This is a genomic window from Bradyrhizobium sp. USDA 10063, assembly GCF_054063735.1.
Genome location: NZ_JBSSGP010000002.1, coordinates 3,805,774 through 3,819,261 on the forward strand (window position 1 = coordinate 3,805,774; position 13,488 = coordinate 3,819,261).

Consider the following 13,488-nt stretch of genomic DNA (forward strand, 5'->3'; position numbering starts at 1 on the left):
TCCCCTCTCGATTCCTGGATCCCCGCACGGGCTCAAAACTGCAAAAAAAGTTTACAGGGTTCATCCAAGGAGCAGGATGCCCCCCGGCAGCGCGGTCGCGTGGGCGCCGAACACCTCCTCGATCAGCGAAACGACGCGGCCGATATTCTCGATCCGGAGCCTCGCGTTGAACAGGCGGCGTCCCAAGTCCTTGTTCGTCAGGATGATTCGCCCCGGTCGATATCGATTGACCTCCGCAATCACCTCACCGATCGGTGTCGACTGGAAGATAACGATCCCGTCTCGCCAAGCCGAAACCGTGGCAGGATCGACCGTGACGATTTGGCCGATCCGCTCGCTGGAATAAGCGATCTGCTGTCCGGGCGAGAGCGACAGCGCGGACATACCCCGCTCGACCCGCACATTGCCTGTCACACAGGTGACACAAGCGACGTGATCGTCGACCCGCACATTGAAACGCGCCGCAGCGGCGGCGATGCGGCCATCGGCTGCGACGATCGTGAAAGGATCGGTGGTGTCGGGTTTGGTGGAGATCATCACCTCGCCCGCGATGATCTCAGCCTCCGTACCATCAGCGCGCAGCGAAAGGCTGGTCCGCGTGTTCAGATCGATGGTGGCGCGATCCGCCAGCGTGATCTCGCGCTGCTCGCCGATTGCAGTCCGGTAGTCGGCAGCAAACTCTGACCACGACGGCCACAATCCGAGCGGAGGCCGGACAGCGAGAATGGCGGCGCCAACCGCAGAGGCCGCGAGCGCGCCACCCAGAAAGGCACGGCGCCCGACGCCGGCTCTGGCGCTTGCGGCTGTGCGTAAGGTCCCGCCAGCAACTGCGTCGACCGCCAAATCCTTGCCGACCGGCCCCAGGGATTTCCATGTGCGGCTGATCCGGCGGAAGGCCTCACCATGGGCGGGACTGCGAGCAACCCACAGCTTGAGCGCCGCAAGATCCGCCCGGTCCGCCCGCCCTTCTGCGAACCGCATCACCCATTCATAGGCCTCCTCGTCGATCGACGGGACGCCGGACTGCGCAGAGCGAGAGCTATCCATGGCCATCCGTCGGTTCATCTGTTCGTTGGGCTCCCTCCTTATGAGATCCCTCGAACGGCTGTGAGCTGAATCGCGAAACGATAGTCCGCTTGAGGCGCTCGGCACAATGCATCACGGCCTGCTTGAGCTCCAGGGCAACAAGACGCTCGGAGATACCGTGCTGTATTGCCACTTCGCGTATCGACAAACCTTCAAGCCGCACCGCAAGCAAGATGTCCCGCCGGCGCGGCGTGAGCTCCCTGGCCGCCTGCGCCAGCAAGGCCCATTCGGCGCGGCCTTCCGTCACCTCTACAGGCCCAGGCGCTTCGTCAGCAAGATCGAGCTCCTCGATCGCCTCGTCGAGCGTGACAATATTGCGCTCGCGGTGCAGGCGCTTGAGAGCGATATTGTACGCGATCCGAAAGATATAGGATTGCGGGCGAAGCACCGGCCCAATGGGCGCGGCGCGTTCGAGGCTGAGCCAGGCCTCCTGCAGGGAATCGCCCGCGAGTTCGATCGATCCGAGGCGCTTCGTCAGCCGCAATTTCAGATCGTCGTAGCCCAAGAGAAATGCGCGGCGCAAAAGGGCGCGGCTCAGCTCAGTCATGCCCGCAAGCCCTTCGCATTGCGCCGCTCACGCCTCGACACTAATTGGTGGCCTGCTGCCGCCGATTGGTCGGACGGCATCCAGCCTGCTCTCGGCTTGACGGAGGAAAGATCACCATCGCGAGCGGCTGAGGCAGCCCGGCCGGCACCGCATGCCCGACGTCCAGTCCCTGCAGCCCTGCCAGCAGAATGCGCTGGCGATCGGCTGAGATCTCGGAGTGCCAAAGCTGCGCGCGCAAGACGCGCCCCGACGGATCGAGCCAGAAGCTGATCATGATCTCTCCATCATCGGGCTTCGCCTCATCGGTCTTGCACAGAGCTTCCGTGACGCGGGCTTGAACGATGGCGAGATAGGGCTCGAAGCGGCCGAGCGCTGCAGCCTGTGAGACGGCAAGGTCGCGCGGCGTCTTGATGACACTGATTGCGTCGAGATATTGCGATGTCTTGGGAACGTAGCCGGTGCCACGTAATAACACTTCCAGGGCGGCAACCGGGGTGAATACCCCTTTGATCGCAGTCGAGCGCTGACCGAGGGCGAGCGAGCCGTCGTAAAATACCTCAAGACCGGTTGCGGCGCCGTAGGCCACCAGGGCTTCAGCAAGCGGCTGGGCAGGAATATCGAATTGGACGTTCGCATGCGGAGACAACGGCTCGGCGTAAAGGGCCGAGCCAGCCATCCCCAGGGCCAGCGCCGCAAGCAACAGATATTGAGCACCCCGCCCACGCAAGATATCGACAACTGGTCTCACGGAACAATCCAAGCCATAGTCTGCCCGAGCTACGGTCGTAATGCCGGCTCGCCAGACAGTAAGCCTCTCGATATCAAGCCATGTTTTACGAAGGTACTATGACAGCGCGCCGTACCGGCCGCTAAGCGAGCGTTGGCCGTCGAGCTGCGGCACCATGCGCAGCATCAAAAGGTGGCGCTTGCGGGCAACGCCGGGGACCACCAGACCGGAGCGTCCGGCGGCGAGGTTGCCGGCGAAGCGGGCCTCGTGTGTTGAGGCGAGGTGCGACAAACAGCCCGACGGGCAAATCACCAAAAGTCTGTCCAGACCATCGGCGAAAAATATTCCGCTTCCGTCGTCGGGCAAATCAGTGATTTAACTCCGCGCGTCTCACCCGAATGAGGGGCGGCTCGCGATCGTCACGAACGTTGCGGTGGGATGCGGTGGACGCGATGCGTGCGACTGACGAGCGCAGGTAACGCGGACGGCGAAGTCGTGTGGTTCTGGCGCCCCGACGCTGGCGCTAAGCTTGCGGGAAGTATCCCGCAGGCGACGGTGGCAAGAAAGCCCGGTCACCGGGAAGAGCACGAAGTAAGCTGTAAAACCATCGCGCAGGGAAAGCCGGTGTGAATCGGTTGACCTGTGGTCCTACCCCCGTGCTTTTTGTTGCACGGGGCCCACGGGTGCAACCGGCACCCGGCTTTCCCTGCGCCCTCTACTCGATGAGGGTGAAACGGTACGCAAACCTCGGACGCATCGCGCCGCGAGAACGCGAACGCACATCCCCTCCGCTGTTTGACATTTGAATCGGAAACCTGTCCCCCGTCGTCCCGGCCTTGCGCGCCGCGGCCGAAGCCTCTTGGCGTAGCCGGGAGCAGGGACGACAGCGGAGAGAACCACGCTACGGCTTCGCCGGCGGCCCGACTACCTCACGCCCCGTGAATTTGTGTGATGCCACGGCAAGGCGAGACGCTCGATCGCTCCAATCACAGCGATCAAAGCGACGCCGAGCATAGCTAGAATGACAATCGCGGCGAAAACACGCGGCGTATCGAATGTGCCCTGCGCCGTCAGGATGACATAGCCGAGGCCGCGCTGGGAGGAGACGAATTCGCCGACGATGGCGCCGACCAGCGCCAATGACATCGCCACCTTTAGCCCGGCGAACAGATGCGGCAGCGCGCAATACAGCTTTATGCGCAGCAGTACCTTCAAGCGCGACCCGCGCAACGTCCTCGCCAGGTCCATCGTGTCCGGCGACACCGATTGCAGGCCAAGCGCGGTGTCGATCACGACGGCGAACACGGCAATCAGAAAGGCAATCGCGATCTTTGGCTCGGCGCCTGTCCCGAACCAGATCAGAAAGAGCGGGGCCAGCGCCACTTTCGGCACACTGTTGAGCGCGACGAAGAGCGGGAACAACAGGCGATCCAGGATCTTCCATTCCACGATCGCAACCGCGAACAGAACGCCGAACACGACAGCGACGGCAAAGCCGGCGAGCGTGATGCCCAGGGTGTAGGCCGTCTGCACGGCGAACCAGCCCGGAGAGGCTGCGAGCTCCTCGGCGATCAGCGACGGCGGCGGAAGCAGAACGGAGCGCACACCAAGCGCGCGCACGCCAACCTCCCAGATCAGGACGAAGATCGCAGCGCCAAGAAGCGGCACGGCGCCGTGTCGGACCGCTTTCATCAACCCGCTAGTCATGGATCAGGCCCATTTGCTCGAACAGACCGCGGATGCGGCTGGTATAAGCGCCGAATTCCGGCGTTTCGCGCATTGCCAATTTCCGCTCGGTCGGCAGATCGATGGCGATGTCCGCAACCACGCGTCCCGGCCGCGGCGTAAAGACGACCACACGGGTGGACAGGAACACCGCCTCGGTGATGCTGTGCGTCACGAAGACGACGGTCATGCGATGCTTGGTCCAGAGCCGGCGCAAGTCGACATTGATCTGGTCGCGCGTCAGCGCATCGAGGGCGCCGAACGGCTCGTCCATCAGCAGCAAGCGCGGGTCGAGCAGCAGCGAGCGGCAGATCGCGACGCGCTGCCGCATGCCGCCAGACAACGCGCGCGGATAGGCGCCCGCGAAACCGTCGAGCCCGACCATCTGCAGCAATTGCCGTGCGCGCGCCTCGTATTTCTTTTTGCCATAACCGCCGAAATCCGCCGGCAACAACACATTCTCCAGAACGTCGAACCAGTCCAGCAAGGCGTCCCGCTGGAACGCCATGCCGAGACGCTCCGGGGGGCCATCGATGGGCGCGCCATCCAGGTGCAGGCGTCCGCTGGTTGCAACCTCGAGCCCGGCGAGACAGCGCAGAAACGTGCTCTTGCCGCAGCCGCTCGGTCCCACCAGGCTAATGAATTCGCCTTCCGCGATATCGAGCGAAATGCCCTGCAGCGCGGTGACACCGTCGGCGTCACCGTATCTTTTTACGACGTCAGACGCTGCGATCATGGGAGCAACGGGATTCGCGGGGTCAGTTCCTGCCGCTGGCGACGTCCGCAACGATGCGCGCATCGATCAACTCATTGGTGAAAACCGCATCTGAATCGAGGCCCTTTTCAACGAGTCCGCCGTCGGCCAACACCGCGACCGCCTGCTTCCAGTCCGCCGCGGCCATGGTGCCGAACGGCAGGTCTCGGGTTGCGTCCGTATATGCATAGTCCTTCAGCGTATCGATCTGCTGGCGCAGGACGGCCGGATTGAGCTTGGCCTGGGGTCGTGCCGCGATGATCGCCTTCACGGCTTCGTCCTGATTGCCGGCGAAGATGTAGGCCCAACATCCCGCGACCACACTCGCAAAGCGCTTCAGCGCCTCGCGCTTCGAGGCGATCGACTTTTCGGTCGCCAGCAAGCCGAAGCTCGGAAATTCCAATCCCTGATCGGCGAAGCGGATGGCGTTCGAGGGACGCTGGCTGGCGACCACGGCCAGAAAGAACGGTCCCGACGAGAACGCTGCGTCGGACCGGCCGGCCATGTAGAGGCCCGCCTTGCCCGCCGCGTCGACGCTGACAAGGTCGACGTCATTGCGGGTCAGCTTTCCCGCCGCAAGAAACCGGTCGATGAACGGCGCTTCGAGCGAACCGGCGGTGAAGGCGATCTTCTTGCCTCTCAAATCGGCAGGGCTGACGATGCCGCTGTCCTTCGGAACCAACAGGCCGATATCGTTCTGCTTGATGAAGCCGGCAATCGCCTTTACCGGCAGACCCTTGGAGCGCGCGATCACCATCGGAGCCAGCGACGCATAGCCGACATCGTATTCACCGTTGCCGACGATCTGCACGGTGGCAACGGAGCCGGTTCCGTCATCCAGCACGACATCGAGATTGTATTTGGCGAACAGTCCCTTTTGCGCGGCGAGATGAAATGGGGCCTGTGACCCCCAGGGCGTCCAGTCGAGCCGCACCGCCAGCCGGTCGGCCGCCAACGCGCCAAAATTAATCAGTACACATGCGATAAGCGCCGTGATCGCAGTCAACCCTCGAAAGCTCGCCATGCGCATACCCCTTACCCCTCCTCCGGCGCGAAAGACTAACACGGCGCCTTGCCTGCGCAAGATATGATTATGTACTGAGTAATTTCGAATTGCCCAACAATGAGGCGCTTCGGCGATGCAGCGCAGACGACGACTGCTCAGAAAGCGTCAGCCTGCGTGCTCGGTTCGGCCGTGCGGAAGGCGTCAAGGGCCATGCAGCGATCGGTGATCGCCAGCAGGGTCGGATAAGCGTCGAGGGGGCAATTGAATCGGCGCGCATTGAAGATCTGCGGAACGAGGCAGATGTCGGCCATCGTTACGGAATCGCCGTAGCAGAACCGGCCGAACAGACGCTCGCGCTGCAAATAGGCTTCGAGTCCGGACAACCCTTCCGCGATCCAGTGCTGATACCAGGCATTGGTGGCAGCCTCGTCCGCGCCGAACTGCGCCTTGAGATGCTTCAGCACCCGCACATTGTTGAGCGGATGAATTTCGCAGCCGATGATCTGCGACACCGCCCTGACGTAAATCCGCCCGAGCGGATCCTTCGGCATCAATGGCGGGTCGGGGTAAACCTCGTCGAGATACTCGATGATCGCCATCGACTGGATGAGGGACCGACCGCCTTCGACCAGAAGCGGCACCAGCCCTTGCGGATTGATGTCGCGATAGGACGGCACCCGATGTTCCATCTTCGGCAGACTGACATAGCGCGGCTCGTAGTCGAGCCGCTTGTGCGCTAGCGCGATCCGCAGACGGAACGAGGTCGAAGACCGAAAGAATGTGTAGAGCTGCCGCGACACGTCAGGTCACTCTGCGGCGGCCTTCTGCAGGATATCGTCCGGCGTGGAGGATACGACCTCGACATATTTCGGGATGAACTTGCCGCCTTCGATATACTTGATGAAGGCCGGTTTGATCTCGTTGGCAAGGATCTTGCGGATCCTGGCATGCTCCTCGATATCGCTCCACTCGGCGATCAGGAAGAACCGCTGCGGGTCCTCGGTATCGCGGCACAGCACGCCATCCTTCACCTGCGCCGATGATTTGTGCATCGGATTGCCGTCCGAATAGTCAAATTCCTCGAACAGCTTGATGAACTCGTCCTCATGCCCGGGCATGACGCGGAAGTCGTAGATGTGCAGATAGTTGCCTTTGGTGGCGAGCGGCTCTTGCGCCATGAAGGTCTCCCGTTCCTGAATATATATGATGGTACACAGACTATTCTGATTTCGCAATAGTTGCAGGATTGCGCTGTTTTTGTGCGCAGCGGCGCTCTTCACGGAGTTGCGAGCCATAAAAATGTTGTTATACTGATTATAAATTTCGAGCGTGAGAGACGCCGCAGATGGCATGGACGAGAGCCGCTTCGCTGAACGAGGTGCCCGAGGGTAAGGCTCTCGGTATCGAACTCGACGGCATTCGCATCGCTCTCTACAATCTCGGCGGCGAGATCTACGCGACGCATGGCATCTGCACGCACGCGCTCGCGCTGCTGGCCGAAGGCTGGATCGAAGATGGCAAGGTGGAATGTCCGCTGCACCAGGGGCAGTTCGACATCCGCAGCGGAAAGGCACTCTGCGCGCCGGTGACCGAGGATTTGCGGACTTATGCCGTTCGCGTCGAAGGCAATGACATCCTCGTCGATCCCGAGCAGCCGGCCGCTACATCGATCTTCAAGAGCGAACCTATTGCGACCGATCCGGAGAAGGATACGAACCGTGTGGTGATCGTCGGCGCGGGTCAGGCAGCCGCGGCCGCAATCCGGGCGATGCGCGCCGGCGGCTTCGACGGCAGCATCGATCTGGTTGGCGCAGAACCCCATCCTCCCTATGAGCGGCCGCCGCTATCGAAGGAATTTCTGCTCGGTACGGCCGAATTCTCTTCCAGCGTCCGTTTGAGCGAGACAGACGCGACCCAGTTTGGCGTGCGTCTGCATCTTGGCATGGCCGCAACCGCGATAGATCCCGCGCAGCGCCGTATTACTCTCGCAGACGGTCAGGTTCTCGCTTATGATTCGCTGCTTCTTGCTACCGGCGGAACGCCGCGGCGACTGGGCGTTCCCGGCGCGGATTTGCCAGGCGTGCATTATCTCCGCACAATCGACGATTCCGTCGCCATCGGCACAGCCCTCGACCGCGCCCAGCATGTCGCCGTGATCGGCGGTGGATTCATCGGCCTTGAGCTTGCATCGACGGCGATTTCGCGCGGCGTGGCGGTCACTCTGCTCGAACGCGAACGCGAGATCATGGCGCGGATCATGCCGGCGGCCGTGGGCCGAGCCTTCCGCATCATGGCGGAGAGGCATGGCGTCGATGTTCGCCGCAATGCTGGCGTTGTCGAAATCACCAGGCGCGGCGGACGGCTGGGCGTCGTGACCGGCGAAGACACCGTCGAAGTCGATGCCGTTCTGGTTGGCATTGGCATGCTGCCGACACTTGATCTTGCGCTGCAGGCCGGCTGCGTCACCACGTCCGCCGGCATCGATGTGGACATGCAAGGACGCACTTCCGTTCCAGGGATCTGGGCGGCCGGAGATTGCGCGCTATACCATGAGTCGATCGCAGGGCGGCGCCTCTCGCTCGAAAGCTGGCAGAACGCCGAGGAGCAGGGCGCCGCGGCCGGCCGTTCGATCATTGGCCGCAATGCGGCGGTGGCGCAAAAGCGTCCCTGGTTCTGGACCGACCAGTTTGGCTGTAATGTGCAGATGCTCGGAATTGTCGGCGCTGAGGACCATGTCGCGCTCTCGGCCGCCGACGAAGCCGCACCTCGCGCCGTCTATCGCATGTTCGAGAAGGCGACCGGACGGCTCACCGGCGTCGTCGCCTTCTCGGACCCGCAGGCGATCCGCGCCGCGCGCGCTGAACTCGATTCCGCAACGCCTTTCGATCCCGATATTCATGGCGCCATCATCTCATCCGATGGAGAGGACGGCGCCGATGCCATGGAGGCCAGCCTCATGAACGCCAACCCGGGACTGTCGCTCACCAAACGCTATATCTGGCCGGCCGATGGCCTCACCCGCATTCCGGATTGGGTTTACACTGATCAGGCGATCTACGAGCGCGAGGTCGAGAAAATCTTCCACGGCCGCACCTGGAACTATGTCGCGCTCGAATCCGAAGTCCCCAATTCCGGCGACTTCATCCGCTCGAATGTCGGACCGACACCGGTCGTCGTCTCGCGCGCGGAAGACGGGTCGATCCATGTGTTCGAGAACCGCTGCGCGCATCGCGCCGCCGAGTTCTGCCGCGAGCTTTCCGGCAACGCAAAAGAGTTCGTCTGCCCCTATCATCAATGGTCATACGACCTGAAGGGAAATCTGGCCGGCGTTCCCTTTCGCCGCGGCGTCGGCGGCAAGGGCGGCATGCCGGCGGATTTCAGGAATGCCGATCATGGCCTCCGCCGCCTGAAAGTGACGACGCATCGCGGCGTCGTGTTCGCCTCCTATTGCGATGACATGGAGCCGCTGGCCGAATATTTCACGCCCGAGATCATGCGTGAGTTCGAGGCGACGTTCGATGGCCGCAAGCTCAAGGTGCTCGGCTATTACCGCCATTCGCTGCCGGGCAACTGGAAGCTCTATCATGAGAACCTGAAAGACCCCTATCACGCCACCCTGCTGCACACCTTCCTGGTTACGTTCGGTCTCCTGGTGGCAGGCAACAAGTCGCTGATGCTCGCGGATCCGAGTGGGCGTCATGGTGTGATGGCCTCCGCAAAGTCCGACGGGAAAGCGGTGTCCAGCGACGCGAAGAAGGAAATGCGCGCCTACAAGGAAGGCATGACGCTGGCCGAGCCGCGCTTCATGGATTTCGTGGACGAATTCGACAGCCCCTGGTCGGTGACAATGGCTACGATCTGGCCGAACCTGATCGTGCAGCGCGAGATGAACACGCTCGGCGTGCGCCAGATCGTGCCGACCGGGCCGCACGAATTCATCATGAAGTGGACCATGTTCGGCTTCGAGGGCGACAGCGAGGAAATGACGCGCCATCGCCTGCGGCAAGGCAATCTGATGGGGCCGGCCGGCTTCCTCGGGCTCGAAGACAACGAGGCGATCAAGTTCGTGCAGGACGGCATGCAGCGCGTGCCGAATGGTGAGCATCTGGTGAAACTCGATCCGGCGGTCGAAGCCGGTACCGCCGATAACCTGATCTCCGAAGCAGCGATCCGCGCCATGTACAAGCACTGGCGCGCCGAGATGGGACTGTGAGTCATGGATATGGCCCTTAAGCGCAACCCTGCATCCGACTCGCTCATGGATCCGCGCCTCGAGGCAGTCCTGCTGCGGCACGAGATCGAGACCTTCAACGTGCGCTATGCGAACGCGCTCGACGAGCAGCGTCTCGCCGACTGGACCGAGATGTTCACGGAGGACGCGACCTACGTCATCCTGTCGCGCGAGAACCATGACCGCGACATGCCGGTTGGACTGATCTATTGCGAGGGCAAGGGCATGATCCGCGACCGCGCCTTCGCCCTGAGCGAGACCGCGATGTTTGCGCCCCGCTATCTGCGGCACATCATCGGTAATCTCGACGTGCAGAGCGAAGAGCGCCACGGCACCATCAAGGCGCGCGCGAATTACGTCGTGCTGCAGGTGCTGTTCGACCGACCGGACGCCACGCTGCATCAGGTCGGCGTGTATTACGACGTATTCCGCCGCGAGAACGGCGTGCTCAAATTGGCCGACCGGCGCTGCGTCTATGACAATCTGCTGGTGCCGAATGCGCTTTGTCTGCCGGTGTGACCACATATGACCTGCCGCGACGAACCGGCAGACAAGGCGCGCAGCCGGCGAACGATCTCAGCTCGGCTGAAAGACCGTGCGGCCGAGATGGTTGTTCGCGTCGACCAGCCGCAGCAGCGCCGCCATCAGGGCCGCGCGCTCCTTGGGCGGCAAAGGCTCGAGCAGGCGCGCCTGCGCGCGCTGCATCGCCTTGAACATCTCCCGGGTGACCTTCTCCCCGGCCGGCGTCAGGGCGCGCGAGCACGGCGCGCCGATCCTGCTCGCCCTTGCGGCGCGTCAGCAATCCACGCTGCTCAAGGCGACGCAGCACATCGGCGACGTTGGTGCGGTCGATGCCGACCTCCCGCCCGAGCGTATGCTGGTCGGTGTCGGGATTGAGGCTGAGCGTGGTCAGCAGCGCATATTGCACCGGCGTGATGTCGAAGCCGGCGCATTCCTCGAAGAACAAGGCATAGTTGATCTGGTGCAGCCGCCGGATCAGAAAGCCAGGGCGGGCCCACAACGGCATGCTGGCGTAAAGCGAGGTGTGCTCCGCCTTCTCTCCGGCGGGCTGGCTTTTCGCCTTCCGCACTGGCTTGGGTTTCCCGCTTTTTTTGGATTTTGCCAATTTCAACAATCTCCCTGCGACGGCTTCCGGCCGTTCTCTACCACCGCCAGCATCCACTCGCACCTCCTTCGTCCCGGTTATTCCTGACCTGCCGTCCCTGCCGCGGCCAGAGCCTTAGGCATCTACCGCAAGAAAAATAGGCAGTACGCTGTGTAATATAGTGACGCCGGCGCGATCCGCAATGAAACCGAGGCGGTCGCTATTCGGCGCGGTTCTTGGATACGGCGCTCCGGTCAACATCGTTGCAACTGCAAAACCTATTCAGTGATAAGGCATTAAGCGAATGCCACGTCAGACGAAAGATCCAGGACCGCTGCCCTTACCAAGAGACCATCTTCCGACTGGTGCAGCTTTTGCATCTTCTAAAATAGGATATATACTGATTAATATGCTTCACCGAATACCGCGACCGACATGGCTCTTGGCGAACAGGCGCGATATGTGCGGCCGCCCCGCGCGCGCAAGCGACGACATTTCTCAAGCGAAGAAAGGATGGGGACTATGAATCGCCGCAAACTGCTTCTGGGCCTGGCGGGCGGTACCGCCGGCGTCGCGCTCGCCGCACCGGCCATCGCGCAAACTCAACCGACCGTCCGCTGGCGCATGGCCACCGGCTGGCCGAAGAGCCTCGATACGATTCACGGCTCGGCCGAAGACCTCTGCCGCCGCGTCGGTCAGCTCACCGAAGGCCGCTTCGAGATCCGCTGCTTCGCCGGCGGCGAAGTCGTTCCGGCGCTGCAGGTGCTCGACGCGGTGCAAAACGGCACCATCGAATGCGGACACATTCTGTCCGCCAACTATATCGGTAAGAGCCCGACCTATGCGTTCGATGCCGGACTTCCGTTCGGCCTGAATGCGCGGCAGCAGGCCGCCTGGCTGTATGAAGGCGGCGGCCTGCCGCTGGTTCGCGCCTTCTACAAGAAGTCGAACGTCATCCCCTTCCCCGTCGGCAACGTCGGTACGCAGATGGGCGGCTTCTATCGGAAAGAAATCAACACCGTGCAGGATTTGCAGGGCCTGAAGATCCGCATCGGCGGACTTGGCGGCACCATCCTGCGCAAGCTCGGCGCCGTGCCGCAGCAACTGCCGCCGTCCGATATCTATTCGGCGCTGGAGCGCGGCACCATCGACGCGTCGGAATGGATCGGCCCATATGACGACGCCAAGCTCGGCCTGAACAAGGTCGCCAAGTTCTATTACGCCCCGGGATGGTGGGAAGGCAGCGCCGGCATCACCGCGCCAGTCAGCTTGCCCGCCTGGGAAGCGCTGCCCGAGCCGTTCAGGGTCGCGTTCGAGACCGCGTGCAATGAGCAGATGATGTTCATGATCGCAAAGTATGACGCGCGCAATCCGGATGCGTTGCGGCGGATGATCGGGGAAGGCACGCAACTGCGGCTGTTCCCGCGCGCGGTTCTGGACGCGTGCTACAAGGCGAGCTTCGAGACATTCGAGGAGATTGCCGCCAAGGACGCCGACTTCAAGACCATCTACGACCCCTGGAAGCGTTTCCTCGAAAGCTCCAATCCGTGGTTCCGGGTCGCAGAGCAGAGCCTCGACGCCTACCGCCTCACGCACGATATCCCGGCGGCATCACAATGATGCTGCGCGCCCGATCGCGCACTGACGCTGCCGGGCGATCAGCCTTTGACGGTCGCGGGAAATCGGCGCGCTCACCGCGCCGGTGTGGAGAGATCGATGCACGCCTTGCTCGCCTTTAGCCGGAAGATCGACGCCGCCAACGCAGCATTCGGACGGATCGCGGACTGGATGGTCGGTCTGTCGTGCGCCATCAGCGCTGCGAACGCCGTTGTTCGCTACGGCTTCAGCTACAGCTCCAATGCGTGGCTGGAAGCGCAATGGTACATGCTTGCAGGGATCGTCATGCTCGGGGCGAGCCACACGCTGTTCCGCAACGAGCATGTCCGCGTCGACCTGCTCTACGGCAATTACCGTCCGCGAACCCGGCTCTACGTGGATGTTTTCGGCATCATCTTCTTCCTGCTGCCGGCGACGATCCTGCTGACATGGATGACATGGCCGTTTTTCGTCACGAGTTGGCTGACGGATGAAGGTTCGTCCAACGCCGGCGGATTGCTGCGCTGGCCGGTGAAGCTGATCCTTCCGGTCGGCTTCCTGCTGCTGACCCTTCAGGGCATGTCCGAGCTCGTCAAACGCATCGCGCTGTTGCGTGGCGTGGCGCCCGAGGCCGAGGTCATGACCGAATATCACCGTATGGAACAATGACCCTATCCGCCGCGTACATCCGATCCTCGACAGAACTGTCCC

14 protein-coding genes and 1 pseudogene are annotated in these 13,488 nt (G+C 62.4%); 4 read left to right on the top strand and 11 right to left on the bottom strand.

Annotated features, from left to right (window positions below; translation table 11 throughout):
- Positions 1 to 60: 60 nt before the first annotated feature.
- The 9 genes from ACVJGD_RS20015 to ACVJGD_RS20055 all read right to left on the bottom strand — a co-directional run bounded on the left by ACVJGD_RS20015 (position 61) and on the right by ACVJGD_RS20055 (position 7,023).
- The gene (locus tag ACVJGD_RS20015) at positions 61 to 1,053 is read right to left on the bottom strand and encodes a FecR family protein (protein ID WP_456635958.1); all 993 of its coding nucleotides are present in this window, start codon (positions 1,051 to 1,053) and stop codon (positions 61 to 63) included.
- Complete coding sequence (locus ACVJGD_RS20020; protein ID WP_456635959.1) at positions 1,040 to 1,633, bottom strand: RNA polymerase sigma factor; 594 nt, start codon at positions 1,631 to 1,633, stop codon at positions 1,040 to 1,042. The genes ACVJGD_RS20015 and ACVJGD_RS20020 overlap by 14 nt, the downstream gene beginning before the upstream one ends.
- A gap of 40 nt (positions 1,634 to 1,673) precedes the next feature.
- Entirely contained in the window at positions 1,674 to 2,333 is a 660-nt protein-coding gene (locus ACVJGD_RS20025; RefSeq protein ID WP_456635960.1) for an STN domain-containing protein, read from the bottom strand.
- A 144-nt stretch (positions 2,334 to 2,477) separates the two neighbouring features.
- The gene (locus ACVJGD_RS20030; RefSeq protein WP_456635961.1) at positions 2,478 to 2,726 is read right to left on the bottom strand and encodes a hypothetical protein; all 249 of its coding nucleotides are present in this window, start codon (positions 2,724 to 2,726) and stop codon (positions 2,478 to 2,480) included.
- Between the two features lie 558 nt (positions 2,727 to 3,284).
- A complete protein-coding gene (locus ACVJGD_RS20035) occupies positions 3,285 to 4,052 on the bottom strand; it encodes an ABC transporter permease (RefSeq protein WP_456635962.1) in 768 nt (255 codons plus the stop codon).
- Between the two features lie 7 nt (positions 4,053 to 4,059).
- The gene (locus ACVJGD_RS20040) at positions 4,060 to 4,821 is read right to left on the bottom strand and encodes an ABC transporter ATP-binding protein (protein WP_456635963.1); all 762 of its coding nucleotides are present in this window, start codon (positions 4,819 to 4,821) and stop codon (positions 4,060 to 4,062) included.
- A gap of 22 nt (positions 4,822 to 4,843) precedes the next feature.
- Complete coding sequence (locus ACVJGD_RS20045) at positions 4,844 to 5,863, bottom strand: ABC transporter substrate-binding protein (protein WP_456635964.1); 1,020 nt, start codon at positions 5,861 to 5,863, stop codon at positions 4,844 to 4,846.
- A 137-nt stretch (positions 5,864 to 6,000) separates the two neighbouring features.
- Entirely contained in the window at positions 6,001 to 6,645 is a 645-nt protein-coding gene (gene maiA, locus ACVJGD_RS20050) for a maleylacetoacetate isomerase (protein WP_456635965.1), read from the bottom strand.
- Between the two features lie 6 nt (positions 6,646 to 6,651).
- Positions 6,652 to 7,023 (bottom strand): hypothetical protein, encoded by a 372-nt coding sequence (locus tag ACVJGD_RS20055; RefSeq protein ID WP_456635966.1) that lies wholly within the window; start codon positions 7,021 to 7,023, stop codon positions 6,652 to 6,654.
- A 167-nt stretch (positions 7,024 to 7,190) separates the two neighbouring features.
- Between ACVJGD_RS20055 and ACVJGD_RS20060 the strand changes: the two genes are divergently transcribed.
- Both ACVJGD_RS20060 and ACVJGD_RS20065 read left to right on the top strand, forming a co-directional pair.
- Entirely contained in the window at positions 7,191 to 10,058 is a 2,868-nt protein-coding gene (locus tag ACVJGD_RS20060) for an FAD-dependent oxidoreductase (protein ID WP_456635967.1), read from the top strand.
- 3 nt (positions 10,059 to 10,061) lie between these two features.
- On the top strand, positions 10,062 to 10,595 hold the full coding sequence (locus ACVJGD_RS20065) for an aromatic-ring-hydroxylating dioxygenase subunit beta (protein WP_456635968.1): 534 nt from the start codon (positions 10,062 to 10,064) through the stop codon (positions 10,593 to 10,595).
- Between the two features lie 57 nt (positions 10,596 to 10,652).
- Here the strand turns inward: ACVJGD_RS20065 and ACVJGD_RS20070 are convergent, their stop codons facing one another.
- Together ACVJGD_RS20070 and ACVJGD_RS20075 are read right to left on the bottom strand one after the other, a co-directional pair.
- Positions 10,653 to 10,793 (bottom strand): hypothetical protein, encoded by a 141-nt coding sequence (locus tag ACVJGD_RS20070; protein WP_456640595.1) that lies wholly within the window; start codon positions 10,791 to 10,793, stop codon positions 10,653 to 10,655.
- Positions 10,794 to 10,887: 94 nt separating this feature from the next.
- A pseudogene (locus ACVJGD_RS20075) lies at positions 10,888 to 11,103 on the bottom strand (MarR family transcriptional regulator); the annotation flags it as partial.
- A 600-nt stretch (positions 11,104 to 11,703) separates the two neighbouring features.
- Between ACVJGD_RS20075 and ACVJGD_RS20080 the strand changes: the two are divergent.
- Positions 11,704 to 12,801, top strand: a complete 1,098-nt coding sequence (locus ACVJGD_RS20080) for a TRAP transporter substrate-binding protein (protein ID WP_456635969.1) — start codon at positions 11,704 to 11,706, stop codon at positions 12,799 to 12,801.
- 96 nt (positions 12,802 to 12,897) lie between these two features.
- Positions 12,898 to 13,446, top strand: a complete 549-nt coding sequence (locus ACVJGD_RS20085) for a TRAP transporter small permease subunit (protein ID WP_456635970.1) — start codon at positions 12,898 to 12,900, stop codon at positions 13,444 to 13,446.
- Positions 13,447 to 13,488 lie beyond the last annotated feature (42 nt).